This is a genomic window from Rhizobacter sp. P2_D12, assembly GCF_056404395.1.
In genome coordinates this window covers 1-25,242 of sequence record NZ_JBFUEB010000068.1, presented here as the reverse complement: position 1 = coordinate 25,242, position 25,242 = coordinate 1, and the positions used below count along the sequence as shown (strand labels likewise).

26 protein-coding genes are annotated in these 25,242 nt (G+C 69.1%); 12 read left to right on the top strand and 14 right to left on the bottom strand.

Translation table 11 applies throughout. The features are described from left to right. Window positions 1–1,683 (top strand): WecB/TagA/CpsF family glycosyltransferase, encoded by a 1,683-nt coding sequence (locus AC1DYN_RS21295; protein ID WP_477963107.1) that lies wholly within the window; start codon window positions 1–3, stop codon window positions 1,681–1,683. Here the strand turns inward: AC1DYN_RS21295 and bcsZ are convergent, their stop codons facing one another. The 5 genes from bcsZ to AC1DYN_RS21270 all read right to left on the bottom strand — a co-directional run bounded on the left by bcsZ (window position 1,684) and on the right by AC1DYN_RS21270 (window position 8,716). After that, on the bottom strand, window positions 1,684–2,775 hold the full coding sequence (bcsZ, locus tag AC1DYN_RS21290) for a cellulose synthase complex periplasmic endoglucanase BcsZ (protein WP_477963106.1): 1,092 nt from the start codon (window positions 2,773–2,775) through the stop codon (window positions 1,684–1,686). A 120-nt stretch (window positions 2,776–2,895) separates the two neighbouring features. Beyond that, window positions 2,896–4,947: a cellulase family glycosylhydrolase gene (locus tag AC1DYN_RS21285; protein WP_477963105.1), complete on the bottom strand. Its 2,052-nt coding sequence runs from the start codon at window positions 4,945–4,947 to the stop codon at window positions 2,896–2,898. Between the two features lie 277 nt (window positions 4,948–5,224). Beyond that, window positions 5,225–6,808, bottom strand: a complete 1,584-nt coding sequence (locus AC1DYN_RS21280; protein ID WP_477963104.1) for a sensor histidine kinase — start codon at window positions 6,806–6,808, stop codon at window positions 5,225–5,227. Then, window positions 6,801–8,294, bottom strand: coding sequence for an ATPase domain-containing protein (locus AC1DYN_RS21275; RefSeq protein WP_477963103.1), 1,494 nt, complete (start codon window positions 8,292–8,294; stop codon window positions 6,801–6,803). Before AC1DYN_RS21275 ends, AC1DYN_RS21280 begins: the two co-directional genes overlap by 8 nt. Next, window positions 8,291–8,716 carry a hypothetical protein gene (locus tag AC1DYN_RS21270; RefSeq protein ID WP_477963102.1) on the bottom strand — a complete coding sequence of 142 codons (426 nt, stop codon included), beginning with the start codon at window positions 8,714–8,716 and terminating at the stop codon, window positions 8,291–8,293. The genes AC1DYN_RS21275 and AC1DYN_RS21270 overlap by 4 nt, the downstream gene beginning before the upstream one ends. A 149-nt stretch (window positions 8,717–8,865) precedes the next feature. Here AC1DYN_RS21270 and AC1DYN_RS21265 point away from each other — a divergent pair, with 149 nt between their 5' ends. Further along, window positions 8,866–10,650: a cellulase family glycosylhydrolase gene (locus AC1DYN_RS21265; protein ID WP_477963101.1), complete on the top strand. Its 1,785-nt coding sequence runs from the start codon at window positions 8,866–8,868 to the stop codon at window positions 10,648–10,650. Window positions 10,651–10,653: 3 nt separating this feature from the next. Here AC1DYN_RS21265 and AC1DYN_RS21260 read toward each other — a convergent pair whose 3' ends face one another. Genes AC1DYN_RS21260 through AC1DYN_RS21235 form a run of 6 tightly spaced genes read right to left on the bottom strand, consistent with a single transcriptional unit; the run spans window position 10,654 to window position 15,286 of the window. After that, complete coding sequence (locus tag AC1DYN_RS21260; protein WP_477963100.1) at window positions 10,654–11,484, bottom strand: ABC transporter substrate-binding protein; 831 nt, start codon at window positions 11,482–11,484, stop codon at window positions 10,654–10,656. A gap of 25 nt (window positions 11,485–11,509) precedes the next feature. Beyond that, window positions 11,510–12,286: an IclR family transcriptional regulator gene (locus AC1DYN_RS21255; protein ID WP_477963099.1), complete on the bottom strand. Its 777-nt coding sequence runs from the start codon at window positions 12,284–12,286 to the stop codon at window positions 11,510–11,512. 20 nt (window positions 12,287–12,306) lie between these two features. Next, a complete protein-coding gene (locus AC1DYN_RS21250; RefSeq protein ID WP_477963098.1) occupies window positions 12,307–13,077 on the bottom strand; it encodes an amino acid ABC transporter ATP-binding protein in 771 nt (256 codons plus the stop codon). Between the two features lie 13 nt (window positions 13,078–13,090). After that, window positions 13,091–13,759, bottom strand: coding sequence for an amino acid ABC transporter permease (locus tag AC1DYN_RS21245; protein WP_477963097.1), 669 nt, complete (start codon window positions 13,757–13,759; stop codon window positions 13,091–13,093). Window positions 13,760–13,776: 17 nt separating this feature from the next. Next, entirely contained in the window at window positions 13,777–14,439 is a 663-nt protein-coding gene (locus AC1DYN_RS21240) for an amino acid ABC transporter permease (RefSeq protein WP_477963096.1), read from the bottom strand. A 10-nt stretch (window positions 14,440–14,449) separates the two neighbouring features. Further along, window positions 14,450–15,286, bottom strand: a complete 837-nt coding sequence (locus AC1DYN_RS21235) for a transporter substrate-binding protein (protein ID WP_477963095.1) — start codon at window positions 15,284–15,286, stop codon at window positions 14,450–14,452. Between the two features lie 159 nt (window positions 15,287–15,445). On the opposite strand from AC1DYN_RS21235, the gene AC1DYN_RS21230 reads away from it, so the two are divergent. From AC1DYN_RS21230 to AC1DYN_RS21215, 4 genes are all read left to right on the top strand, one after another. After that, window positions 15,446–15,661 carry a hypothetical protein gene (locus tag AC1DYN_RS21230; protein ID WP_477963094.1) on the top strand — a complete coding sequence of 72 codons (216 nt, stop codon included), beginning with the start codon at window positions 15,446–15,448 and terminating at the stop codon, window positions 15,659–15,661. A 99-nt stretch (window positions 15,662–15,760) separates the two neighbouring features. Further along, entirely contained in the window at window positions 15,761–16,849 is a 1,089-nt protein-coding gene (locus AC1DYN_RS21225) for a porin (RefSeq protein ID WP_477963093.1), read from the top strand. A gap of 117 nt (window positions 16,850–16,966) precedes the next feature. Further along, a complete protein-coding gene (locus tag AC1DYN_RS21220; protein WP_477963092.1) occupies window positions 16,967–17,221 on the top strand; it encodes a type II toxin-antitoxin system prevent-host-death family antitoxin in 255 nt (84 codons plus the stop codon). Continuing rightward, window positions 17,218–17,646, top strand: coding sequence for a type II toxin-antitoxin system VapC family toxin (locus tag AC1DYN_RS21215; RefSeq protein WP_477963118.1), 429 nt, complete (start codon window positions 17,218–17,220; stop codon window positions 17,644–17,646). Before AC1DYN_RS21220 ends, AC1DYN_RS21215 begins: the two co-directional genes overlap by 4 nt. A gap of 138 nt (window positions 17,647–17,784) precedes the next feature. Here the strand turns inward: AC1DYN_RS21215 and AC1DYN_RS21210 are convergent, their stop codons facing one another. Continuing rightward, window positions 17,785–18,243, bottom strand: a complete 459-nt coding sequence (locus AC1DYN_RS21210; RefSeq protein ID WP_477963091.1) for a CBS domain-containing protein — start codon at window positions 18,241–18,243, stop codon at window positions 17,785–17,787. Window positions 18,244–18,358: 115 nt separating this feature from the next. On the opposite strand from AC1DYN_RS21210, the gene AC1DYN_RS21205 reads away from it, so the two are divergent. From AC1DYN_RS21205 to AC1DYN_RS21190, 4 genes are read left to right on the top strand one after another with little or no spacing between them, the layout of a single operon-like run. Continuing rightward, on the top strand, window positions 18,359–19,663 hold the full coding sequence (locus tag AC1DYN_RS21205) for an O-acetylhomoserine aminocarboxypropyltransferase (RefSeq protein ID WP_477963090.1): 1,305 nt from the start codon (window positions 18,359–18,361) through the stop codon (window positions 19,661–19,663). After that, a complete protein-coding gene (locus AC1DYN_RS21200) occupies window positions 19,660–20,481 on the top strand; it encodes an alpha/beta fold hydrolase (protein ID WP_477963089.1) in 822 nt (273 codons plus the stop codon). The genes AC1DYN_RS21205 and AC1DYN_RS21200 overlap by 4 nt, the downstream gene beginning before the upstream one ends. Beyond that, window positions 20,478–20,807, top strand: a complete 330-nt coding sequence (locus AC1DYN_RS21195) for an Mpo1-like protein (RefSeq protein WP_477963088.1) — start codon at window positions 20,478–20,480, stop codon at window positions 20,805–20,807. Before AC1DYN_RS21200 ends, AC1DYN_RS21195 begins: the two co-directional genes overlap by 4 nt. A 27-nt stretch (window positions 20,808–20,834) precedes the next feature. Next, window positions 20,835–22,106, top strand: coding sequence for a diguanylate cyclase domain-containing protein (locus tag AC1DYN_RS21190; RefSeq protein WP_477963087.1), 1,272 nt, complete (start codon window positions 20,835–20,837; stop codon window positions 22,104–22,106). Between the two features lie 27 nt (window positions 22,107–22,133). Here the strand turns inward: AC1DYN_RS21190 and AC1DYN_RS21185 are convergent, their stop codons facing one another. Both AC1DYN_RS21185 and AC1DYN_RS21180 read right to left on the bottom strand, forming a co-directional pair. Continuing rightward, a complete protein-coding gene (locus AC1DYN_RS21185) occupies window positions 22,134–22,889 on the bottom strand; it encodes a hypothetical protein (protein WP_477963086.1) in 756 nt (251 codons plus the stop codon). 112 nt (window positions 22,890–23,001) lie between these two features. After that, entirely contained in the window at window positions 23,002–24,255 is a 1,254-nt protein-coding gene (locus AC1DYN_RS21180; protein WP_477963085.1) for a YihY family inner membrane protein, read from the bottom strand. Window positions 24,256–24,276: 21 nt separating this feature from the next. Here AC1DYN_RS21180 and AC1DYN_RS21175 point away from each other — a divergent pair, with 21 nt between their 5' ends. After that, entirely contained in the window at window positions 24,277–24,675 is a 399-nt protein-coding gene (locus tag AC1DYN_RS21175) for a DUF2069 domain-containing protein (protein ID WP_477963084.1), read from the top strand. Further along, window positions 24,672–25,242, top strand: a 571-nt coding sequence (locus AC1DYN_RS21170) for an FAD-binding oxidoreductase (protein WP_477963083.1), incomplete at its 3' end; no start/stop codon positions are given. The genes AC1DYN_RS21175 and AC1DYN_RS21170, both read left to right, overlap by 4 nt.

Sequence of the window (25,242 nt, the reverse complement as noted above, 5' to 3'; positions counted from 1 at the left end):
ATGCGCCGCGTCCCCTTCCACCCGGTGCTGCAGGGCCATGCGATGCTGCTGCTCGACCCGCTGTGCGTGGTGGGCTCCGCGGTGGTTGCCGCGGCGCTGAAGGCCGGCACGCCGTCCGCCGGGGCCACGGCGGTCGCCGCGGTGGCGGCGACCTTCATCCTGTACGACGGGCGGCTGGGGGCGATGGCGCTGCAGGGCCGCCTGCAGCAGTTGCTCGGTGCCCACGCGCTGCGCTTCGCGGTGCTCGCCGCGGTGCTGCTCGGCCTGGCGGCGGCCAGCCGGACGCTCGCCGCGTTTCCGGCCGACCTGCTGGTCGCCTGGTTCGGCAGCAGCCTGGCCAGCACCGCCCTCGCCCGCGTGGGGGTGGCCCGGTTGCTGCAACGCCTGCAGCGCCGCGGTGCGTTCGCCGAGCACGTGGCCGTGGTCGGCGACGGCGACTGCGCACAGCGCGTGGTGCAGGCGCTGACCGCGAGCGGGCCGCATGCCGTCGAGCTGCTGGGGGTGTTCGACGACGCGGCGCTGGCCCAGCTGATCGCGCTCGGGCAGCGGCGCCGGATCGACTGCATCCTGCTCGCGCTGCCGCCGGATTCGCAGCCGCGCCTGGCCCGGCTGCTGCAGCGGCTGAAGGCGCTGGCGGTGCCGATCGGGCTGTGCCCGCAGCAGCTGGATCCACCGCCGCAGCGGCACGCCGTGGCCCTGATCGGCGACCAGGTCTCGGTGGCGCTGCTGGCCGGCGACAGCGCCGACGACGATGACAGCCCGGTGCCGCGCTGGATCGCGACGCTCGGGCTGCTGGTGGCGGCCACGGTCGACGCGGGGGCGCGCCAGGTGGTGGTCGGCTGCCGCGGCTTCGGCGGGCCGGCCGGCGCCCGGCGCGTGCTCAGCTTCGACGCCCACGACCTGGCCAGCTTCACCGACGTCGCATCGCGCTTCGGCAGCCAGGACTACGGCTACGCGGTGACGCCGAATGCCGACCACGTGATCCGCCTCGACGAGAGCGCGCCCTTCCGCGACCTGTACGCCGCGGCCGACTTCGTGCTGCTGGACAGCCGCTTCCTCGCGAACCTGCTGCGCGTCACGCGCGGCCTGCAGTTGCCGGTGTGCCCCGGCAGCGACCTCGTCACGGCGCTGTTCCGCGACGTGATCGCCGGCGACGACCACCTGGTGCTGATCGGCGGCAGCGACGCGCAGGCGCAGCGGCTGGCGGCGCTGCACGGGCTGACGCAGCTGGCGCACTTCAACCCGCCGATGGGCTTCATCCGCGACCCCGAGGCGGTGGAAGACTGCCTGCGCTTCATCGAGGCGCACAGCCCGTTCCGCTACTGCCTGCTGGCGGTCGGCGCGCCGCAGCAGGAGACGCTGGCGCATTTGCTGAAGGCACGCGGCCGGGCGCGCGGCCTGGCGCTGTGCATCGGGGCCTCGATCAACTTCCTGACCGGCGACGAACAGCGCGCGCCGGCCTGGATGCGGCGCGCCGGCATCGAATGGTCGTTCCGCCTGATGCAGGACCCCAGGCGCATGGCCGGGCGCTACCTGGTGCGCGGCCCGCGCGTGTTTGCCGTGCTGCGCCGCGCCGAGATCGTGCTGCGCCAGCCGGCTGCGGTGCTGCGGTTGGTGCCGCCGCCCGCGCCTGCCGCACCGCCGGAGCCGGTGCCGCTGGCGGGGGTCGAGATGCAGGGCTGATCAGCGCGCCCACGCCGGCTGCAGCCGGCCCTGCTCGTCGAAGCGATAGCGGCCGTCGAGCCAGCCCTGGCCGAACAGGATCAAAGCCTGGTCGTAGTAGTTCGCCGGCGCAGCCGCCAGCACGCGATCGCGCTGCCGCGCCAGCGTGGGCTGGTCGCCCAGCGCGCTCAGGAACGGCAGCAACGCGCCCGAGAAGCCGATCGGCGAATAGTCGGACTTCACGGCCACGCCGGTGAGCGGGTCGACCTTCTCGGGCGGCACGCCGGCCGCGCGTGTCAGCGCGGCATACGGCGCGAGCCGCTGGACCAGCGCCGCGCTGCCCGGCCCCGACATGCCGGCCCACAGGTACACGCGGATGCCGTCGTAGCTGGCGGACGGCGCGGCCTCGGTGTCGGGCAGCACCGCCCCGGTCGAGTCGACCACCAGGTTGTCGGGCGCGATGCCGGCGCTGAAGATCTGCGGCGCCATGCGCAGGTAGCCGTCCCAGATCGACTGCCACGGGCCCGGCGCATCGTTGAGCGCCAGGTAGCGCAACAGGAAGCCCGGCAGGTAACTGGGGTTGATGCGAAAGCGCCCCTTGTCGAGCGCGAAACCCACCGGGCCGGGCAGCAGCAGCGTGCCGGCCGCGCCGGCCTGCACCACCTCGCGCTCGCGGATGCGGGCCAGCAGCTTGCGGGCGGTCTCGGCATAGCCCGGGGCCTTCCACAGGCGCGCGGCCTCGAGCAGGGTGTAGGCGAGCCACAGGTCGGCATCGGACGCCGGGTTGCCGTCCTTCACGCCCCAGCTGCCGTCGGCGCGCTGCCCCCACAGCCAGGCCGGGAGCTGGTCACCCAGCCGGCCGGCGGCGAGGTTGTCGCCGGTCCACTTCAGCAGCGTGTCGAAGCGCGCGCGGTCATTGGCGACCAGCGCGAAGAACAGGCCGTAGGACTGGCCTTCGGAGGTGCTCTTGCGATCGAAGGTGAGATCGATCACGCGTCCGTCGGACTGCACGAAACGCGTGGTGAAGGCGTTCCACTGCGGCCAGCCGGACGACGACGACACGGCATCGTCCGCGCCACAGCCGGCCAGCGCCGAGGCGAGGACAACCCGCACGCACATTGCCGTCCATCCCATCCTGTCGCCCCCGGCGGCCGCCGCTGCGGTGCAGCCGCTCCAGCCGCCGCCAAGGTAGCGCCCGCCGCGAAACCGCGTCTGTGCGCTCTCGCACGCAGCTCACCTGACGGTGAACCACGAGGCGGCGAAGGCCGCATGGGCCGGGTTGAACAGGCCGATGGAGCCGGTGGTCGCGCCGGCCGGGATCGTCAGCTGCAGTTGCGTGTCGCTCAGCACGCGCACCGGCGCGTTGTGCGCATTGCCCACCCACGCGAGGTTGATGCCGGTGAACCCGCTGCCATGGACCGTCACCACGGTGCCGATCGGGCCGGCGGCCGGCGAGAAGTTCGAGATTCCCGGCTGCGGGAGCGCCACCGCGCTGCCCGACACGGTGAACGAACTCGCCGTGAAGGCGGCATGCGCCGCATTCAACAGGCCGATGGCACCCGTGGTCGCACCGGCCGGCACCGTCACCAGCACCTGCTTGTCGCTGACGACGCGCACGACGGCATTCTTCGCATTGCCGATCCACGCCGCGTTGATGCCGGTGAAGCCGCTGCCGTTGATCGTCACCACCGTGCCCACCGGTCCGGCGCCCGGCGCGAAGCTCGAGATGCTGGGCGACGGCACCGGTGCCGTCGCGCCGGACACCGTCAGCGACGTGGCCGAGGTGGCCGAATGCGCAGGGTTGAAGACGGTCACCTGCCCCGACGACGCGCCGGCCGGGATCGTCAGCTTCACCTGGGTGTCGCTGACGACGCTGAGCGCGGTCTTCGCGCCGCTGCCGATCGAGGCCTGGGTCGACCCGGTGAAGCCGCTGCCGTTGACCGTCACCACCGTGCCGGGCGCACCGGTCGCCGGCGTGAAGTTCGAGATCGCCTGCTGCTGGTAGCCGCTGACGGGCGGGACCACGACCACCGGCGGCACCGGCGGCACCGGCGTGGAGGTGGGCGGCGTCGTGACCGGCGCGGCGCCCCAGTGCTTGCGCAGCAGGGTCAGCTTGTCCTGGCGCGGCACCAGCTGGTCATCGAGGATGCCGCCGGTGTCGCCGCTGTTCGGCGTGTACGACCAGTAGAAGCTGCTGCGGATGCCCTTGCTGATGAGGTAGTCGACGAACGCGTTCTGCCAGGTGGCATCGGCCTGTCCGCCGGTGCCCGAGCCGTAGCGGCCACCCCACTCGCCGACCACCACCGGGTGCTTCGGCGAGAACTGCCCGAACAGGGTCTCCCACTGGGCCGCCAGGTTGCTCGGGAAGTTGGCCGCGCCGAACGACGACTTGACGTACACGTCCGGGCCGTAGGTGTGCGGCGACAGCACCAGCTTGTCGGCCGGGATGTTCAGCGGCTGGTACGCCTGGGGCTGGAAATCCTCGCCCCAGTTCATCGGCAGGTTGCTGTTCTCCTTGCCGTCGAAGTTGCCGTTGATGCCCTGCACGAAAATCATCAGCTTCGGGTTGGCGGCCAGCACGGCGGCCGAGCCGGCTTCGGCCGCGGCCTTCCAGAAGTTGACCGGGTTGGCGGCATTGGCGTCGCCGGTGCTCCAGCGCACGATGCCGTTCGGTTCGTTGTAGAGGTCGATCGCGAAGAAGTGCGGCAGGTTCGCATAGCGCTTGGCCACGAAGGCCAGGTCGCGCGTCCAGTTCTCCTTCGTGTAGGCCTGCTTGTTGTACAGCAGCCCGAAGTCGACCGGGTTCGACACGAACCAGGTCGGGTATTGGCGCACCATCGACACGCTGTGGAAGTCGAGCATCACGTACATGCCCTGGCGATCGGCCTCGGCCATCCACAGGTCCAGCGCCTGCAGCGGCGTCTTGCCGATCAGCTCCGGGTTGAGGTTGGCGTCGATGTAGCTGAGCTGGTTGACCGGCGTGGTGTTGTAGAGCGTGTCGGGCACGAAGGGCACGCGGATCGCGTTGAAGCCCAGGCTCTTCATCTGCGCGATCTGCTGCTTCCAGCCCATGGCCCACAGGAACTGCGGCTGCAGGATGGTCGCGTTGAAGCCGAAGTGGCTGATGCCGCGCAGCTGCACCTCCTGCCCGGTCTCGTCGAGGATCTTCCCGGCTTTGGCGGTGTAGGCCGCGGCCAGGGCCACGCTGGCGGTGGCTGAAAGGGCGATTGAAAAAAGAGCGAGCGCGAGCGCCCGAAGCGCTCGGGTCGCGAGGCAGGTGTTCATCAAGGAGGCTCCCCAGTGGGGTGGTGCCGTGAGGCATGGGTGCCCCAGGGTTCGCCGTTCCGCGCAGGAGGGCCGAATGTGGGGCTCGTAGCACCAGACTCGTCCGTCTGTGCGCCAGCCCACTTAGGATCGCACGTTCACGCCGATAGTTCTGCGTCTATGCGGTAACGCACAGTAAGTTAAAAAATACGTGCCGACGCAGGGATGCACCGAGGGGGAAGAAAGCGACGCTCCGCGCCGTCGGATATCCCATCCGACGCGGAAAACCCTGGTTCTTTCAGGCGGGGCGCGTCAGCGGCAGCGACACCACGAACTGGCTGCCCAGGCCGACACCGGGGCTGGTGGCCGACACGCTGCCGCCATGCGCTTCGACGATCGCGCGCACGACGGTGAGGCCGATGCCCAGGCCGGCCTCGTTGGCGGCACCCGCGTGCGGGTCGCGGATGAAGGGCTCGAAGATGGTCGCGATGGCCGCGGATTCGATGCCGATCCCGCTGTCAGCCACCGTCAGCATGAGCATCCGGCGCGAGATGCCGGCCGAGATGCTGATGCGCCCGCCGTCGTGCGAGTAATCGGCGGCGTTGCTGATGAGGTTGGTGAACGCCAGCGCGAGCAGGGCCGGGTCGGCGTCCACCTCGAGGGGCGGGTCGCCGAGCCGCAGCTCGAGGGTCTGCAGCCGCCGGTTCAGGTCGGGCCGGGCCGCCTGCACCACCTGGCCGAGGATGGCACCGACGTCGACCATGCGCCGGTCGAGCGTCAGCTTGCCTTTGCCGGCCTGCGCCGGCTCGACGAGGCTGCTGACCAGCCGCGACAGCTGCTCCATCTGTTGCTGCACGATCGCCTGGGCGCGCGGCAGCAAGGCCTCGTCGGCGCGCTGGCGGCCCAGCATGGCGGCGGCGATGCGGATCGGGGCGAACGGGTTGGCCAGTTCCTGCGCGACGACGGACAGCAACTCGATCTGCTGCCGTTGCGCCACCTGGGCCGCGGCCTGCAGCTCCTGGGCCCCCAGCGCGGCCACCATCAACTGCTCGTTGGCCTCGCGCAGCTGGGCGTAGCGGCGCTCGTGCTCGGCCATCGCCAGGTCGTCATGGCGCTGCTTCGACGACGGGACATCCGCCACCGCAGGCCGATCGGCATGGAAGACGTAGCCGCCCAGCTCGTGCCGCTTCGCCAGGTACATGGCCGCGTCGGCACCGTCGATCAAGGTCTTGGCATCCTCGCCATCCTCGGGGTAGACGCTGATGCCGATGCTCGCCGACAGCCGGATCACGTGGCTGTCGATCCGGCTGTACGCGCCCAGCGCGGCATTCACCTTCTCGGCAATGAGGGCGGCATCGGACGGCTGCGAGACCTGCGCCAGCAGGATCAGGAATTCGTCGCCGCCATGGCGGCTCACCGTGTCCGATTCGCGCACCTGCCCCCCGAGGCAGTCGGCGACCAGCTGGATCGCCTGGTCCCCCACCGCGTGGCCGAAGGTGTCGTTGATCTGCTTGAAGTTGTTGAGGTCGAGGAACAGCAGCGCGACCCGGTGGCCGTGGCGCTTCGCATGGGCGATGGCCTGCGCCAGCCGGTCCAGCAGCAGCGCGCGGTTGGGCAGGCCGGTGAGCGCATCCAGGCCGCCGACGCGGGCGGCTTCGTCCAGCGCCCCGGCAGCGGTCTCGGCCTCGGTCTGTGCGCTCAAGGCCGTGACGACCAGCTGCTCGTTGGCCTCCAGCAGCTGGGCGACCTGGCTGCCATCGAGCCGGCGCTCCGCCTCGACCACGTCCTGCAGCAGCCGCACCAGCACCGCCCGCATCGACTCGACGCGGCGGTTCAGCCCGGCCAGTTCCTGGGCGGCGGCGGCTGTCGCAGGGTCACTCATCGGCGGCGGCAGTGCGCGCGGCCTGCGGACCGGCGCCGGTCTTCCTCGTCGGGCGCCCGCCCAGCAGGCCCTCCTGGTCGACGATCATCCGGCCGATGTGGATGCCGTCGGAGTCGATCCTGAACTCGCGCAGTTCGTTCGAATGGGTGCTCGCCCGCACCTTGACGACCGCCAGCACGCGCAGCAGCCGGCTGTCGACCTCGATGTAGCGCTGCACGATGATCGCGTCGGTCATGAAGGCGGTGCCATAGGGGCTGAAGCGCAGATCGGTGTAGCGGTCCTCCAGCTCCGAGGTCATCAGCACCGTCACGCCTTCGCTGGCCAGCGTCATCACCAGGTTCGACAGCGACTCCCGGAAATCCTCGCGGAAGGTCGGTGCCAGCGCCAGCTCGAAACCCGACAGCGAATCGATCACGACGCGAACCGCGCCCAGGCGCCGGATCTCGCGCAGCAGCATGAACACCACCTCGTCGATCGACAGGTCGGCCAGGCGGTTCTCGACCAGGCCGACGCGGCCGCTCGCGATCAGGTCGGCGACCACGCGGCTGCGTGCCCGGTTCGGATCCTGTTCGAAGGCAGCGATGACCGCGGTCTCGCCGCGACGCACGCCTTCGGCCAGGAAGGCCGCGGCCAGGATGCTCTTGCCCGAGCCCGACGGTCCGGCCACGAGCAGCGAATAGCCGCGCGGCAGGCCCCCGCCGAGCATGACGTCCAGGCCCGGCACGCCCATGGGCAGGCGCGGCGCGAGCAGTGCCACCGCCGGGTCGGTGCCGGTGGGCCCCGCCGCACGTGCCGGCGGGAACACCTCGAGGCCGCGCGCGCCGATGCGGAAGGTGTGAAGCCCCGGCAGCGTCGCCTGGCCGCGCATCTTCATGATCTCCATCTTGCGCACCACCGAGTTGCGCTGCACGCTCTGGCGCAACCAGATCAGGCCGTCCGACACCGTGAACACCGGGTTGGTGTYGGTGTCGGCGTCGTACTCGCCGATCAGGAAGGTGGTGGCCTGCCAGCTCGTCATCAGCATGCCGAGCTGCTGCAGGAAGCCATGCAGCCCGTTCGGCGGGTTGTGGCCGCTTTCGCTGGCGAGCACCACGGAGCGGAAGGAATCGACGAAGACCAGCGCCGGGCCGTGCTGCGTCACCGCCTCGACGATGCGCGCGAGCACGCGGTCCAGGTCGCCCGCGATGGCGTCGTCGGAGAGGTTGATGAAGCGCACCGACAGGTCGATCTTCTCGCTGTCGAAGAACGAGAACTGCTGCTGGTAGCGCAGCATCTTCAGCGGCGGCTCGCCCAGCACGGTGAAATAGAGGGCCGAACGCTCGGGCGTCGCCAGCGCGAACATGATCTGGTGCGCCAGCGTGGTCTTGCCGCAGCCGGGCTGGCCGGCGATCAGGTTGAACGAGAACTCGGGCAGCCCGCCGCCGAGCACGACATCCAGCCCCGGCACCCCGGTGGCCAGCTGGTTGATCGTCACTTTGGTGCTCATTGCATGGCGTCCCGCGCGGCATCCGCGCTCCAGAGGTTGGCCCACACYGGGCGAAGCAGGCGCTCCGTGAGCGAAGCACCGATCAGCTTCGCCAACAGGGCGTGGAAGGTCTTCAGCAGCAACAGGCCGGCGGCCGCCGCATCGGCGCTGCTGCGTTGTGCGAGTGCCGTCCGCAAGGCCTCGACGTCGAGGGCCTGCGGCAGCACGCCGGCGGCGGCCACGCCGGCGGGGTCCAGGCCCGCCAGGTGCAGGCTGCGCCGGAACAGCGCGGCCACGCCGCGGACCCCGACGATGGGTGTCAACGAGACGCCGATGCCGTTGCATGCGGCGGCGATCAGGTCGGCGACCTGGTCGGAACTCGCGCCCGCCGCGATGGCTTCGGCCAGGAACGCGGCGGCCGTATCGCTCTGCGAGCTGCTCATGTGAAGGTCCGTCCCATGACACTCCGATCGACGGCAGCGAGCGCTGCCACTTGCCTGTATGGGCCAGCCCCGACCGTATCGCCGCGACCTCGCAGGGTCTGTTCGCCACCGCACAGATCCTGCGGCCGCGTCGTGACATCGTGAACGCCATGACCTCGATCCGGATAGCCCTTGTTCTTGTGGCGGCGCTGCTGGCCGGTTGCGGTGGCGGCAGCGGCGGCGACGCGCCGCCACCGCCCTTGCCGGCCGGAACCGTCGCCCTGTCGGCGGCCGGCTACACCGTGGCCCAGGGCACCGGCCTGCTGACCGTCACGGTCAACCGCGCCGACGGCTCGCGCGACGGCAGCGTGGCCTACGCGACGGCGGACGGCACGGCGCTGGCGGGTGCGGACTACACGGCGCGCAGCGGCACGCTCAGCTGGGCCAGCGGCGACAGCGCGCCCAAGACCATCTCGTTGCCGATCGGCAATGCGGTACCGAATGCGGCCGACAAGGCATTCACCGTCACGCTGTCGAATCCCACCAATGGCCTGTCGCTGGGAACACCCGTCTCGGCCAGCATCCGCATCACGCCCGGATCGGCGGCCGCGGCACCGGCCGTGAGCGTGCGCGGCAACCGCCTGGTCGATGCGGCAGGCAACCTGCTGCAACTGCGCGGCATCAGCTTCAGCGGCTTCGAGTTCGTCGCCATCGGCGGCTGGAGCCCGGCCGATCCGTCCGGCGGGCAGGCGGGACAGCCGAACGGGCCGCGCTGGTCGGCCGTCACGGCATGGCATGCGAACACGGTGCGCTTCACGCTGAACGAGACCTCGTGGCTGGGCCTGACCTGCATCGACACCGACGGCGTGACGCGCCTGGGCGACCCGGGCGGCAACTACCGCGCGGCGATCTCCAGGCAGGTGCAGGAAGCGAATGCCGCGGGGCTGTACGTGATCATCGAGCTGCATTGGGCGGCGCCCGGCACGGCGTGCCCGATGGTGCAGACGCAGATGGCCAACGCGGACCACTCGATCGACTTCTGGACCTCCGTCGCGACCGCCTTCAAGGGCAACTCGGCCGTGATCTTCTCGCTGTACAACGAGCCGTTCTTCTTCGGCCTGGGGGCGGCGCAGGACCCGTGGACCGCGCTGATGTCGGGCGGCACGCTCGACTACTTTCCGGCCACCAGCGCCACGTCCAACTACCGCAACATCGACGGCGCGTGGAAGTCGGTCGGCATGCAGGCGCTGCTGGACGCGGTGCGCGCGACCGGCGCCGGCAACGTGGTGCTGGTGGGCGGCGTGGAATTCAGCAACAACGTGAGCGGCTGGCTGGCCCACATGCCGAGCGACCCGTTGAACCAGGTTGCCGCCGCGTGGCACCCGTATCCGCCCATCCAGCGTGCCACCACGGTCGCCGTCTCGGCCGGCGGCACCGGTTACGCGGTGGGCGACAGCGTGACACTGGCCAAGCCGAACACGGTCTACCTGCCCGCGGTGCTGCGGGTGACGGCTGTGGGCGCGGGCGGCGGCGTGACGGGTGCGTCGCTCGACACGGCCGGCAAGTACCTGCAAACCGCGTTGCCGGCGGCGGCCGTGCTGCAGTCCTCGACCAGCGGTTCAGGCCGGGGCGCCAGCTTCGTGCTCGGCGGCTGGGGCAATCTCTCCAGCACCTGGAGCATGCCGGTGAACTGGCCGGCGGTGCAGGCGCTGTCGCTGCGGGTGCCGATCGTCTTCTCGGAGACCGGCGAGCACAACGCGCCGGGCACGAGCGGGGCGCCGTTCCTGCAGCAGCTGCTGCCGTTCGCCGGCGCCAACAACTGGTCGGTGGTCGGCTGCTGCTGGGACATCTTCGCCGAGCAGGACAACGTGCTGATCAAGGACGTGGACGGCACGCCCAGCGATGGCTATGGCCAGGTGTTCCACGACTGGATGACCGGCATCGCGTGGCAGTAGGCCTCAGCCGGATGCCGGCGCGACGGTGGCGCCGCGGATGTCGTGCCGCGCGAGCGACTGCGCGACGAAGCCGCTCGCCTTGGCCTGCTCGACGAACTTCGTCAGCACCAGTCCGGGCATGATCCCGCGCTGCAGCGGCAAGCCCATCGCCTGCTCGATCACCATGAAGCGCCCCGGCAGCAGGCGCAGGCCGCCCAGGCGCGCGGCATCGGCCTCGAGCTGCTGCTTCACGCCCGCCGCGACGTCGGCGTTCTCGGCCAGGAAGCGGTCGACGACCGCCTGCGAGGTCGGCGTGCGCATCAGCTGCGCGGCCTTCAGCTCGCGCGACAGGTACAGGTCGTAGGCGCTGCCGCGCCCGACCATGATGCGCGTGCCGTAGCGGTCGACCTGCGCGTTGTCGGTCAGCGGCGAGTCCTGGCGCACGAGGTAGGCACCGGCGATCAGCACATAGGGTGGCGTGAAGGCGATGCCGGTGCTTCGGGCCGGGTCGATCGCGAAGAAGCCGACGTCGGCCTGGCCTGCCGTCACCGTCTCCACGGACTTCAGCGCGGCCTCGACGACCACCAGCTCCAGCGGCACGCCCAGGCGCTCGGCGAGCAAGCCCGCCAGGTCGACCGACACGCCGCTGACGGTGCCGGCCGCGTCGCGCCTGGCGAGGATCGGGTTGCCCAGGTTGATGCAGGCGCGCAGCCGGCCGCGCGGCGCCAGCGACTTCGCCGCGTCAGGCCCCAGCGAGGTCGTCGAACGGCCTGTCGTGCACGCCGGCAAGCTGGCCGCAGCGGGCGCGAGCGCGCAGCCCAGGGCGAATCGACGGCGGGTCAGGTTGTCGGACATCGGTGCGCTCCTCGAGACTCGCGTCTCAGCCCGTGCGCAGGCGCTGCGTCAAGTCGCGCGCCGCGCGGGTCAGGCTCTGCAGGTAGACCTTCTGGTTGCGCAGGCCATCCTCCTTCGGCGCCACCAGGCACAGCGTGGCGATGCACACCTCGCCTTCCTGGTACACCGGTGCGGCGAAACACTGCGTGAAGCTGTCGACCTGGCTGCCGAAGGTGAAGTAGCCAGCCGCCTTCGCGGCCCTCGCCTGGCGGATGAACTCGTCGGGTGCCAGCCAGCTGCCATCGGGCAACTCGAAGTCCTCGGGCGGGATGAAGTCGAGCAGCTGCGGATCGCCCAGGTGCGACACCAGCAGGCGACCCGACGCCGTCCACGGGATCGGCAAGGCTTCGCCCACGTTGGACGAGATGCGGAACGGCCGGATGCCCTCCTTCATCAGGGCCACCGTGTACTTGTTGCCGTCGAGCATGCACAGCTGGGCGGTCTCGCGGGTCTCCTGCGTGAGCCGCGTCAGCACCGATTCGCACTCGCGCATCAGGTCGAACTGCTCGGCGTAGGCACTGCCCAGGAAGTACAGCTTGCGGCCGAGGTAGACCTGGCCCTCGCTGCCGGCGTACTCGAGCGCGCCGTGCTTGAGCAGCAGGTTGACCAGTTCGTAGACCGACGAGCGCGGCGCGCCGATGTGCGCGGCGATCTCGTTGGGCCGCATCGGCTTGCGCCGGGCCCGGAAGAAATCGAGGATCTCGAACGCGCGGTCCAGCCCCCGGGAGCGGCGGTTGGACGTGTCCTCGTCCACGGCATTCATCGCGATGGGGCCTGCTTGCTTCAATGGAAGGACGAGTTCTTCAGGAATTCAGCCAGACGGTCGGTGCGGGGGCGAATGAACATCTCCTTCGGGTCGCCCTCTTCCGCGATCCGCCCCTGGTTCATGAAGATCACCCGGTTCGAGACCTCGAAGGCAAAGCGCATCTCGTGCGTGACCAGCAGCATCGTCATGCCCTCGCGCGCCAGGTCCTGGATGACCAACAGCACTTCGTTCACGAGCTCCGGATCGAGTGCCGAGGTTACCTCATCGAACAGCATCAGCCGCGGGCTCATCGCGATGGCACGGGCAATGGCCACCCGCTGCTGCTGCCCGCCCGACAGCTGGCCCGGGTAGTGATCGCGCCGCGCCAGCAGCCCCACGCGATCCAGCCACTTCTCGGCGACGGCGCGTGCCTCGTCGCGCCGCATCCTGCGCACCTTGACGAGGCCGAGCATCACGTTCTCCGCGGCGCTCATGTGCGGGAACAGGTTGAACTGCTGGAACGCCATGCCAGTCAGCGCCCGCTGCCGGGCCACTTCCGACTCGCTCTTGCGCTGGCGTGCGCCGTTGCGCATCTCGTAGCCGATCTCCTGGCCGTCGATGCGGATCGAGCCGTCGTTGAACTCCTCCAGCATGTTGATGCAGCGCAGCATCGTGGTCTTGCCCGAGCCGCTGGAGCCGATCACGCAGACCACGTCGCCCTGCTGCAGGCTGCAGTCGACGCCCTTGAGCACCTCGACCTCGCCGTAGCGCTTGTGCAGGTTGCGGATCTCGAGAATGTTGGTCGTCATCCGTGACGTGTCCCTATGACGGCAGGTGGGTCTTCTTCTCGACGAAGCGCCCGAATCGCTCGATGCCGAAGTTGATCGTGAAGTACAGGAAGCCGGCGAACAGGTAGAACGGCAGGCCCATGAAGGTCCGGGAGATGACCTCCTGCGACGCCAGCAGCAGGTCACCCACGCCGATGACCGACAGCAGGGTGGACGCCTTCACCATCTCGGAGGCCGTGGTGACCCAGGTCGGCAGGATCTGGCGCAGGGCCTGCGGCAGCAGCACCGACGCGAAGGTCTGCGAGAACGTCAGGCCGATCGCCTTCGCGGCCTCGACCTGGCCTCGGGGAATGGCCTGCAAGGCACCGCGCACGATCTCGCCCACGTGCGCGCTGCAGAACACGGCCAATGCCAGCACCCCCGCCTGGAAGGGTCCGAGCTGGACGCCGGCCGTGCCCAGCACGTAGTAGCTGGCCAGCACCAGCACCAGCACCGGCGTGCCGCGGACGAAGTCGGTGTAGCCGCGGACCACGACGCGCAAGGGCGCCGCGCCATAGGTCAGCGCAAGCCCCACGCCGATGCCCAGCACGGTGCCCACGACGATCGCCAGCGCGGCCGACGCCACGGTGATGCCGAGCCCCTGCACGAGGGGCACGCGGGCGATCCACAGTTCGTGCAGGAATTGGGTGAACGAGAAGTCCATCGCCGCTTCGACCGGGATCAGCGCGGTATCGCCAGCCGCCGCTCGAGACGCCGGAACAGCGCGGCAAGGACGGTGCAGGTGGCGACGTACAGCAGGCTGGCCACGAGCCAGGTTTCCACCACCCGGAAGCTCTCGACGTTGATCTTGCGCGCCTCGAAGGTCAGTTCCGGAATCGCGATGGCCGCGGCCAGCGAGGTGTCCTTGAACAGCGAGATCACCGTGCTGCCCAACGACGGCAGCACGTTGCGCAGCATCAGCGGCGCGACGATGGACGCATTGATCTGCAGCCGGCTCATGCCGATCGCCTGCGCGGCCTCGCGCAGCCCCTTGGGAACCGACAGCAGGCCGGCGCGGAAGACCTCGGCCAGGTACGCGCCGGAGTAGACCGCCAGCGTCGCCACGAAGGATTCGATGCCCTCCAGTTGCACGCCGAGGTCCGGCAATGCGAAGTAGACGAAGAGCACCAGCACCAGGATCGGCGTGTTGCGGATCACCGTGACGTAGGCCCCGGCCAGGCGCCTGGCGATGCCCGAACGCGACACCAGGGCGAAGCCCAGCACCAGCCCGATCGCGATGCCGATCGCGATCGAGCCCACCGCCAGCAGCAGGCTGAGTCCCAGCCCTTCGAGCAGCCTGTCGAAACTGCGCCAGACGACGGCGAAGTTCAGTGCGTAGTCCACGTCCCGGGGCTTACTTGTATTCGACCGGGAAGCCGATCTTCGGCGGCGCCAGTTCGACCCCGAACCAGGTCTTGAACGAGGCGGCATAGGTGTCGAACTCGACACCGGTCATCGCCTCGTGCAGCGCGGTGTTGACGAAGTTGAGCCAGTCCTGGTCACCCCGCTTCACGGCGCAGGCGTAGGTCTGAGGGTTCCAGCCGTAGCCGGCGTCCTTGTACTTGCCCGGGTTCTGCTTCAGGAACCAGTCGATCGACGACTGGTCGGTGGCCACCGCATCGGCACGGCCCGAGTTCAGCGCCTGGTAGATCAGGTCCTGCGAATCGAACTGCGAGACCTTGGCGCCCGGCAGCGCGGCATGGACCATCGCCTCGGCATACACGTTCTGCAGCACGGCCACCCGCGCCTTGGCGCCGGCGGTCTTGAGCGCCGCGTAGTTGGCGAACGGGCTGCCCGCCTTCAGCATCAGCCCCACGCCCTCGCGGTAGTACGGGATCGTGAAGGCGACCTGCTGTGCGCGGGCGCCGGTCACGGTGAGGAACTGGCAGGTGATGTCGACCTTGTCGGTCGTGAGGTTCGGAATGCGCGCGTCGGACGACTGGTTGACGAATTCGACCTTCTCGGGATCGTCGAACAAGGCCTTGGCGACGATCTTCGCCATGTCGATGTCGAAGCCCTGCAGCTTGCCGTCGGCGCCCTTGAAATGCCACGGCGCGTTGGTGCTGCCGGTGCCCACCACCAGCTTGCCGCGGGCAAGAACCTGCTCGAGCTTCCCTGCCGCGTTGGCCGATGCGCCGCCCAGCAAGGCGGCCACAGCCAGCACCGCCAACCCCAGTCCACGAAGTCCCATGTGCGTTCTCCAAGGTTTGAGTGTGTCCGCTATAGTGGACACGTGTCCGAAATACCGTCGCGAAGGCAATGTACTGCCGGTCCGTCGGCGGTGTCAACGGATGAGTTCGACAGCGCACAGACGCCGCGGCACGGCGCGCGCACCGTGGTCCATCGCACCATGAACAACGCCATCGCCTTCGTCGCCCTCGAAGCCCACTACGAGCTGCGCTTCGTGAACCTGTTCAACCGGGGGCGTGGCTATGCGTTCCCGTGCGACGCCAAAGGCCATGTCGACCTCGACCACCTCAGCGAGCACGGTCGCGACAACTACTTCTACGCACGGGCGGTCGTCGGCAACGAGCTGTCGCTTCCCCTGGTGGCGCTGGTCGACTGAACCGAATCTGACAAACACGTCATCTTCCGGACAGCTTCCTGAGCGGGTCGGGTTTCTACGATGCCGACGTTCCTCATCCACCCCTCGGAGAAGATTCGAATGAAGTTCGCCACCTTGGCCGCCACCGCCGTCGCGCTGGCCGCATCCGCTGCCGCCAATGCGCAGGAAGCACAACCCTCCACCAACGTCACGCTGTACGGCRTYGCCGATGCCTACGTGCAGATCGCCGACGGCGCGGCCAAGCTGAGCCGCGTGCAATCGGGCGGCCTGTCGGGCTCGCGCTTCGGCATCCGCGTGACCGAAGACCTGGGCGGCGGCCTGCGTGCCCTGGCCGTGCTCGAAAGCGGCGTCAACCTGGACGACGGCACCAACGGCCAGAACGCCTTCTGGGGCCGCCAGTCGTACGTCGGCATCAGCTCGTCGTCCCTCGGCTCGCTGACCCTGGGCCGCCAGTACGGCAGCATCTACAACCTGTCGAGCGACTTCAGCGAGTTCTCGAACGTCTCCACCGGCGCCAGCACGGCCGTCATCGGCGGCTTCGGCGGCTACGAGCCGGTGCGCGGSGGCACCACCTACAGCGCCACCGGCAACGGCGGCCCGGCCCGCGTCAACAACTCGGTCAAGTACGAGTCGCCCACCTTCGCAGGCTTCAAGGCCGGCGCGCTGTGGGGCTTCGGCGAGACCACCGGCTCCACCAACGACCAGCGCATCGGCGACRTCTACGCCCGCTACAGCGGCTACGGCTTCGACGCGATGGTGTCCTTCGTCGACGACAAGCAGGACCTGACGCAGCAGGACGTGCGCACCACCTCGGGCGCGGTCGGCTACACCTATGGCGACTGGCACGGCACGGCCGGCATCATCTCGGTGAACGACCGCAGCGCGGTGGATGCCGACGGCCACGGCTTCTGGGTCGGCGGCGACTACCGCTTCGGCCAGCAGCTGGTGCGCGCGCAGTACGTGCAGAACAAGGCCAAGAACGTCAACGARGGCAAGACGCAAGCCTTCGGCGTGGGCTACCAGTACGACCTGTCCAAGCGCACCAACCTGTACACCGCGGTGACGCGCTTCAAGAACGACGGCGACACCTACGCCAACCGCTGGGCCAGCGCCGTGCCGGCCGGCCTGACGACGGCTGATGATCGCAACATCACCGAGTTCACGGCTGGCATTCGCCACTCGTTCTAAGCCTCAAGCCGAAAGGCTCACGACAAAGCCCGCTCTGCGAAGAGCGGGCTTTTTCTTTGGCCTTGTCATTGCCGCGGCAACCTAGTAACGTTGCTACATTGATGGAGAACTGTCGCAATGACCACCACTACTCTCTCCAGCCGGGAGTTCAACCAGGACACAGCCGGCGCGAAGAAGGCCGCAGCGCGGGGCCCTGTGATCATCACGGACCGAGGGCAGCCGTCACACGTGTTGATGACCTATGAGCGCTATCGGGAGCTCACCGGGAAACAGCCGAGCATCATCGACCTGCTCGGGATGCCGGAGGTCGCCGACATCGAATTCGAGCCGGCGCGAGTGGGTGCTGTCTATCGCAGCGCAGAGTTCGACTGATGTATCTGCTCGACACCAACGTGGTGTCCGAACTGCGCAAGGCCAGTTCCGGTCGAGCGGACGAGCGGGTGGTAGCGTGGGCCGAGTCGGTCGCAGCGGCCGACCTGTCCATCTCGGCCATCACGGTCCTCGAACTGGAACTTGGCATCCTGCAACTGCAGCGCCGCGACATCCCCCAGTCCGCGATGCTGCGCCGATGGATGGACAACTACGTGCTGCCGACATTCAACGGAAGAATCCTTCCAGTCGATGCGGCCATCGCGCTGCGCTGCGCGGCCCTGCATGTCCCCAACCCTCGTTCAGAACGAGATTCACTCATCGCGGCAACTGCCCTCGTTCACCGCTTGATCGTCGTCACCCGCAATGAGGCCGACTTCGCAAGCACAGGCACGCAGATCCTGAATCCCTGGCACTCGCTGAGCTGAAAGACGAAAGCCCGCGTCGAAGGACGCGGGCTTTTTCTTCTGCCGGCTCGGCGAAGTCAGGGGCAAACCCCGGATTGGCATCCGGGCTACGAACACCAGGTAGCCCGGATGCCAATCCGGAATGCGTCGTCCGAAGTGCTAGTTCTGCACCGGCTGCTGCTCGTCGACCGGCCAGTCGCGGATGTAGGCCTTGAGCATGCGGTTCTCGAAGTCCTGGCTGTCGACCACCGCCTTCGCGACGTCGTAGAACGAGATCACGCCCATCAGCGTGCGCTGCGTCATCACCGGCATGTAGCGGGCGTGGCGCTCGAGCATCATGCGGCGCACCTCGTCGATCTCGGTCTCGGGCGTGCAGGTGAGCGGGTGATCGTCCATCACGGTGCGCACGATGGTCGTGCCGACCGTGCCGCCGTTGCCGACCACCGCCAGGATCACCTCGCGGAAGGTGAGCATGCCGGCCAGGTCGCCGTGTTCCATCACCACCAGCGACCCGATGTCGCGCTCGGCCATCGTGCGCACGGCGTGCGCCAGGGGCTGGTCCGGCGACACAGTGAACAACGTGCCGCCCTTGACACGCAGGATGTCTGCGACTTTCATGGGGTCCTCCTTGGGGGTCGCTTGGGGGGAATGCCGGGCCAATATAGCCCACAATGCCCCGCAGCAACATCCCCGGAGGCACCCATGAAGTGCCCCCGGCCCGACAGGAGACCGCATGCCCGGCCATTCCGACCCCGGCTTCGACACGCTGGCACTGCACGCCGGCGCCGGCCCCGACCCGTCCACCGGTGCCCGCGCGGTGCCGATCCACCTGAGCACCAGCTTCGTCTTCGAGAGCAGCGACCATGCCGCGGCGCTGTTCAACATGGAACGCTCGGGCCACGTCTACAGCCGCATCTCGAACCCGACCACCGCGGTGCTCGAAGAGCGCGTCGCCGCCCTCGAAGGCGGTGCCGGCGCCATCGCCACCGCCAGCGGCCAGGCCGCGCTGCACCTGGCGATCTGCACGCTGGCCGGCGCCGGCTCGCACATCGTCGCCAGCAGCGCGCTGTACGGCGGCTCGCACAACCTGCTGCACTACACGCTGGCGCGCTTCGGCATCACGACCACCTTCGTGCGGCCGGGCGACATCGACGGCTGGCGCGCCGCGATCCGCCCCGAGACCCGGCTGCTGTTCGGCGAGACCGTCGGCAACCCCGGCCTGGACGTGCTGGACATCCCCACCGTCAGCGCGATCGCGCACGAGCACGGCCTGCCCTTGCTGGTCGATTCGACACTGACCTCGCCGTGGCTGATCCGCCCGTTCGACCACGGCGCCGACCTCGTCTACCACTCGGCCACCAAGTTCCTGAGCGGCCACGGCACCGTGATCGGCGGCGTGCTGGTCGACAGCGGCCAGTTCGACTGGGACCGCTCCGGCCGCTTCCCCGAACTGAGCCGCCCCTACGACGGCTTCCACGGCATGGTGTTCAGCGAGGAGAGCACCGTCGGCGCCTTCCTGCTGCGCGCGCGCCGCGAAGGCCTGCGCGATTTCGGCGCCTGCATGAGCCCGCACACCGCGTGGCTGATCCTGCAGGGCATCGAGACGCTCTCGCTGCGCATGGAGCGGCACGTCGCGAACGCGCGCAAGGTGGTGCAGTTCCTGGCCGCGCACCCGATGGTCGCGCGCGTCGGCCACCCCGACCTGCCGAGCCACCCGGACCACGAGCTCGCCCGGCGCCTGCTGCCGCGCGGCAGCGGCTCGGTGTTCAGCTTCGACCTGAAGGGCCAGCGCGCCCAGGGCCGCGCCTTCATCGAGGCGCTGAAGGTGTTCTCGCACCTGGCCAACGTCGGCGACTGCCGCTCGCTGGTGATCCACCCCGCAAGCACCACGCACTTCCGCATGGACGACGCGGCGCTGGCCCAGGCCGGCATCACGCAGGGCACGATCCGGCTGTCGATCGGGCTGGAGGACGCGGACGACCTGGTCGACGACCTGTCGCGCGCCTTGCGCGCCGCGCAGAAGGCGGGTGGCGCATGAGGCTCGAACTGCAGGGCCGCGAGGCCTATGCCTACACCGGCGGCAAGCCGGTCGAGGCCGGGCGGCCGTCCGTCGTGTTCATCCACGGCGCGATGCACGACCACAGCGTCTGGGGCCTGCAAAGCCGCTACCTGGCGCACCACGGCCGCAGCGTGCTGGCCCCCGACCTGCCCGGCCACGGCCGCAGCGCCGGGCCGGCGCTGGGCAGCGTCGAGGCCTTGGCCGACTGGCTGATCGCGCTGCTGGAGGCCGCCGGTGTCGAACGCGCCGCGCTGGTCGGGCACAGCATGGGTTCGCTGATCGCACTGGAAGCGGCGGCCCGGCTGGGCGAGCGTGCCAGCCACCTGGTGCTGCTGGGGCCGGCATACCCGATGAAGGTGTCGGATGCACTGCTGGCCACCGCGCTGAACGAGCCGCTGAAAGCCATCGACAGGGTCAATGCCTTCTCGCACGCCGGTCATGCCGCCAAGCCATCGGCGCCCGCGCCGGGGTTCTCGTTGCACGGCGCGAACCGTGCGCTGATGCGCCGCCTGCAGGCCGCACACACCGCCGCCGGGCACGGCAACCTGTTCCACAACGATTTCCAGGTGTGCGACCACTACGCCGGTGGGCTGGAGGCCGCCGCGCGCGTGCGCTGCAAGAGCCTGCTGATCGCAGGGTCGCACGACCAGATGAACGCACCGAAGGCGGGCATGGCCCTGGCCCAGGCGTTGCAAGGTAACGTTCTCATGCTGCCGGCCGGGCATTCCCTGATGGGAGAGGCGCCCGACGCCGTGTTGAATGCGATCCGGACCTTCATTTCGGAGGAGACCTCATGAACAGCAGTACCGTTCCTCCAGACGCAGCGTCGATCAAGTCGTTTGCCGAGTTCTATCCGTTCTACCTCGGCGAGCATGCCAACCGCACCTGCCGGCGCCTGCACTTCGTCGGTTCGAGCCTGGCGCTGAGCTGCCTGCTCACCGGGCTGGTGCGTGGCCAGCCGGTCTACCTGCTCTATGCGCTGCTGTGCGGCTACGGCTTCGCGTGGGTCGGTCATTTCGTTTTCGAGAAGAACCGCCCGGCCTCGTTCAAGCGCCCGCTCTACAGCTTCATGGGCGACTGGGTCATGTACAAGGACATCTGGCTGGGCAGGATCCCGTTCTGACGCCGCGCTGAGCCAGGGCCCCTGCCCATGGACGCCAACGACCTCCCGGTCCTCGAGCAGCTCGTCCACATCGAGCGGCTGATCGATGCGATCGACCTGCCGATCGGCCGCTGGGACCTCGAGCACCGGCTGGTGTTCTGCAACAACCCCTACCTGCAGTGGGCGCAGCGCAGCCRCGAGGACCTGCTGGGCCACACGCTGCAGGAGCTGTTCGGCGACGAGGCCTGGGCGCGCGCGCAGTGCGCGTTTGCGCAGGCGGCCGAGGGGCGCACCGTCAACTACGAGCGGCGCCTGAACCATGGCTGCCACGCCGGGCGCTGGGCGCGCATCCAGGTGCTGCCGCACCTCGATCCGGCGGGCCGGGTCGACGGCATCTTCACGATCGCGATCGACATCCACCAGGACGTGCTGGAGCGCGAGGCGCTGGTCGCGGCGCGCCAGCGGCTGGACCGCTTCACCGAGAACATCCCGTTCCCGCTGACCTATGTCGACCGCGACTTCGTGCTGCGCTTCGTCAACAAGGCGTATGTCGAGGCCACCGGGCAGCAGCCCAAGCAGCTGCTGGGCCGGCCGATCGGCGACGTGCGCGGCGCCAAGCGCTGGGCCGAGCACGAGCCGTATTTCGACCGGGCGCTGGCGGGGCACACGGTGCAGTACACGCGCATGGTCGACCTGGTGACGCTGGGGCGGCGCTGGATGCGCACCAGCTACGTGCCGGATTTCGGGCCCGACGGCGACGTCATCGGCGTCTACACCGTGACGGTGGACGTGCACGAACTGACGATCACGCAGGAGCAGTTGAAGCGCAGCGTCGAACGCGATGCGCTGACCGACGTGCTGAGCCGGCGCACGATGATGGACCGCATCGAGGCGGCGCTGGTGGACCCGGCGCAGATGCCGGTGGCGCTGTTCTTCGTCGACCTGGACGGGTTCAAGGAAGTCAACGACCGGCGGGGGCACCGGGTCGGGGATGAGCTGCTGGTGGCGGTGGCCAGTGCCTTGCAAGCCTCGGTGCGGGCCGAGGATGCGGTCGGGCGCTTCGGCGGGGACGAGTTCCTGGTGCTGGCACCGGTGCGCGACACGGCCGGGGCGCACGCGCTGGCGCTGCACATGCTGTCGGCCGTCGCGGCGGTAGACCGGCATGGCATCAGCGCGAGCATCGGCTATGCGCTGGCGCCGGCCGATGCGCAGAACGCGCCGCGCCTGCTGCAGCTGGCCGACGACGCGATGTATGCGGCCAAGCGGCAGGGTAAGAACTGCGTGATCCACGCGTGCGCTGAATCCGGGGCGAGCCGCTGACGATCCGCATCGGCCTGCGTCAACAACTCAACCGCATGCTTGCTTCAGTGTCTCGGCGGAACTTGCAAGCAGCGACTTCAAACCGACCAGGTCGTCGGACTCAAGGATCTTCGCCAGCAAAACCGGAAAGTAAATGCCCCACGAGGCGTCCTTGTCCGCTGGAAGCCGTGCCATCGTTTTGCAAAGACCCAGGCACGCGACCGCGCACATTCCTTTCGGCTCGCCACTGGCCGGCAGTGAGTCAGCGAAGGCCCTGATTTCGGCTTGGGCCTGATCAACCGTGAGGACCGAGGCCGCACTTCCATCGATCACGAATTCGATGCGGTTGATCGCGACAAGAATTTTGCCCCAATCGCTGCTGTTGGCGCGAGCACTGGAAGGCAATGAAGCCTCGATTGCATCGATGGCCTTGCCATCCGCTTCATTGAAGCGGTCGCGCCAGCGACGTATCAGATCACGAAATGTTGCCTGCCCGTCCTGGATCCGGTCACTTGCTTTCCAGTTTGAAGCAAGGAGCTCCAATTGCGCGGACTTGATCTGGCCAAGTTTGTCCAGAAAGCCTTTTCGTGTCGAAGCATCCAACGAATCGACGACGACGGCGCTCAGTTTGTCGGGAAGTCGCCGGTCGTCGAGGATCTGCACCAGCGCCATTGCCGACGGATGCAGGGCGGGGGGCAGGGTCTTCAGCGCCAATGCCGTCTGCTGATGATGCTCGCTCCCCGTCGTCTTCGGCTCGGAACCAGCACGCGCGCCTTGAGATTTAACAGTCACGGGAGAAAGCATGCGGACTCCAAGTTCGAGGATTCGCGTCGCAGCAGCCCCTGCCGCAACTGCTGCTTCAGTAACACCCCCATACCCCTCGGTTCCGCATCAGCGGCAGAAGCGCCCGCCCGCGTCAATCCGCCGCGATCACATCCTGCAGCATCATCGAACTGAACTGCGCCCGGTGCCAGAACCCCCGCAGCGTCGGCGTCGGGTCCAGCAGCACCTGCGCCAGCAGCGGCTGGGCCGACGTGGTCGCCGGGTCGCACAGCAGCACGTAGCGGGCATTGCCCTCCTCGTCCAGCCGGCCCACCCAGTCGATCGCGACCAGCGTGTCGAGCAGCGGCTCGATCTGCAGCGGGTCGGTGCGCAGCGTCTCGGACAGCTGCGCCGCGCTGATGCCGTGCGTGCTCAGCGTGCGCGCCTGCGCCAACTCGCGCAGCATGCCGACCGCCAGCTGGAACAGGTAGCCCGGCGTCGACGGGCGGCGGATCACGCGCATCTGCAGGCTGGGCGCATAGGCCGCGATCACCGCGCCCAGCAGCACGATCACCCAGCCGAGGTAGATCCAGATCAACAGGATCGGCACCGTCGCGAACGCGCCATACAGCGTCGTGTAGGTCGGCACCGAACCCAGGTACCAGCCGAGCCCCTTCTTCGCCAGCTCGAAGCCGGCCGCGACGAACACGCCGCCCGCCACCGCATGGCGCCAGCGCACCAGCGTGTTCGGCACGTAGTGGAACAGCCCCGCCATCGCCGCCGCGAGCAGCGCGAACTCGAGCACGTTCAGCAGCAGGCTGACGCCGCCCGGCATCACGCCCACCACGCCGCGAGACGCCGAGATCGCATACGAGGTGAGCGACAGGCTGACGCCCAGCAGCAGCGGCCCGAGCGTCATCGCCGCCCAGTACACCAGCACGCGCTGCGCGATCGGGCGCGGCTTGGGCACGCGCCAGATCGCGTTCAGCGTGCGGTCGATCGTCAGCATCAACGCCAGCGCCGTGAACACCAGCAGCACCAGGCCGAAGGTGCCCAGCCGGTTCGCCTTGCTCGCGAACTGCGTCAACGCGCCCAGCACCGGCTTGGCGATCGAATCGGGCACCAGGCTCTGCAGGAAGTACTTCTGCAGCGCCTCCTGGAAGCTCGAGAACATCGGGAACGCGGTGAACACCGCCAGCATCACCGTGACCAGCGGCACCAGCGAGATCAGCGTCGTGAAGGTCAGGCTGCTGGCCGTCAGGCCCAGGCGGTCCTCGCGGAAGCGCTGGCGCAGCGTGTACAGCGTCTCCAGCCACGGCCAGGTCTGCAGCGTCTGCAGCAGGCGCGACAGCTGTTGCCGCCAGCTGAGCTTGGGGACCGCGGCCTCGGCCTGTGTCGGGAGATTCATCGGGTGGCATCATAGCCAGCGATGACCACCTCCCCTTCCCCGACTCCACCCGTCCCCCTCCCTCCCGTCGTGGCCTGGACGCGCGTGCTCGCGGTCGGCAGCCTCACCGGCCTGATCGTGCTCGGCGTGGCCTGGGAGCTGTGGCTCGCGCCGCTGCGACCGGGCGGCACCTGGCTCGCGCTGAAGGTGCTGCCGCTCGCCATCGCGCTGGCCGGCTTGCTGCGCAACCGCATGTACACCTACCGCTGGGTCAGCCTGCTGGTCTGGCTGTATTTCATCGAAGGCGTGGTGCGCGCCGGCAGCGACCGTGGCGCCGGCAGCTGGCTCGGCCTGATCGAGGTGGCGCTGTGCCTGGTGCTGTTCGCCGCCTGCGGCCTGCACGTGCGCTGGCGGCTGGGCCATGCGAAGGCGCAGCCATGAAGCCGCTGCTGCTCGAATCGCTGCGCGCGATCGTCGGCCCGGCCAACGTGCTGACCGACGGCGACCTGGCCGGCTACGAACACGACTGGCGCAAGCGCTACCGCGGCAAGGCGCTGGCGGTGGTGCGGCCGGGCTCGACCGACGAGGTGGCACAGGTGGTGGCCACCTGCATCAGCCACGGCGCGTCCATCGTGCCGCAGGGCGGCAACACCGGCCTGGTCGGCGGCGGCGTGCCGGACGACAGCGGCACCCAGGTGCTGCTGACGCTGTCGCGCATGGACCGCGTGCGCAGCATCGATGCGGCCAACCTGGCGATGACGGTCGAGGCCGGCTGCGTGCTGCAGTCGGTGCAGGAGGCGGCGGCCGCCCAGGGCCTGCTGTTCCCGCTGAGCCTGGYCGCCGAAGGCAGCTGCACGATCGGCGGCAACCTGGCGACCAATGCCGGCGGCACGCAGGTGCTGCGCTACGGCAACGCGCGCGAGCTCTGCCTGGGGCTCGAGGTCGTCACCGCGCAAGGCGAGGTCTGGCACGGGCTGTCGGGGCTGCGCAAGGACAACACCGGCTTGG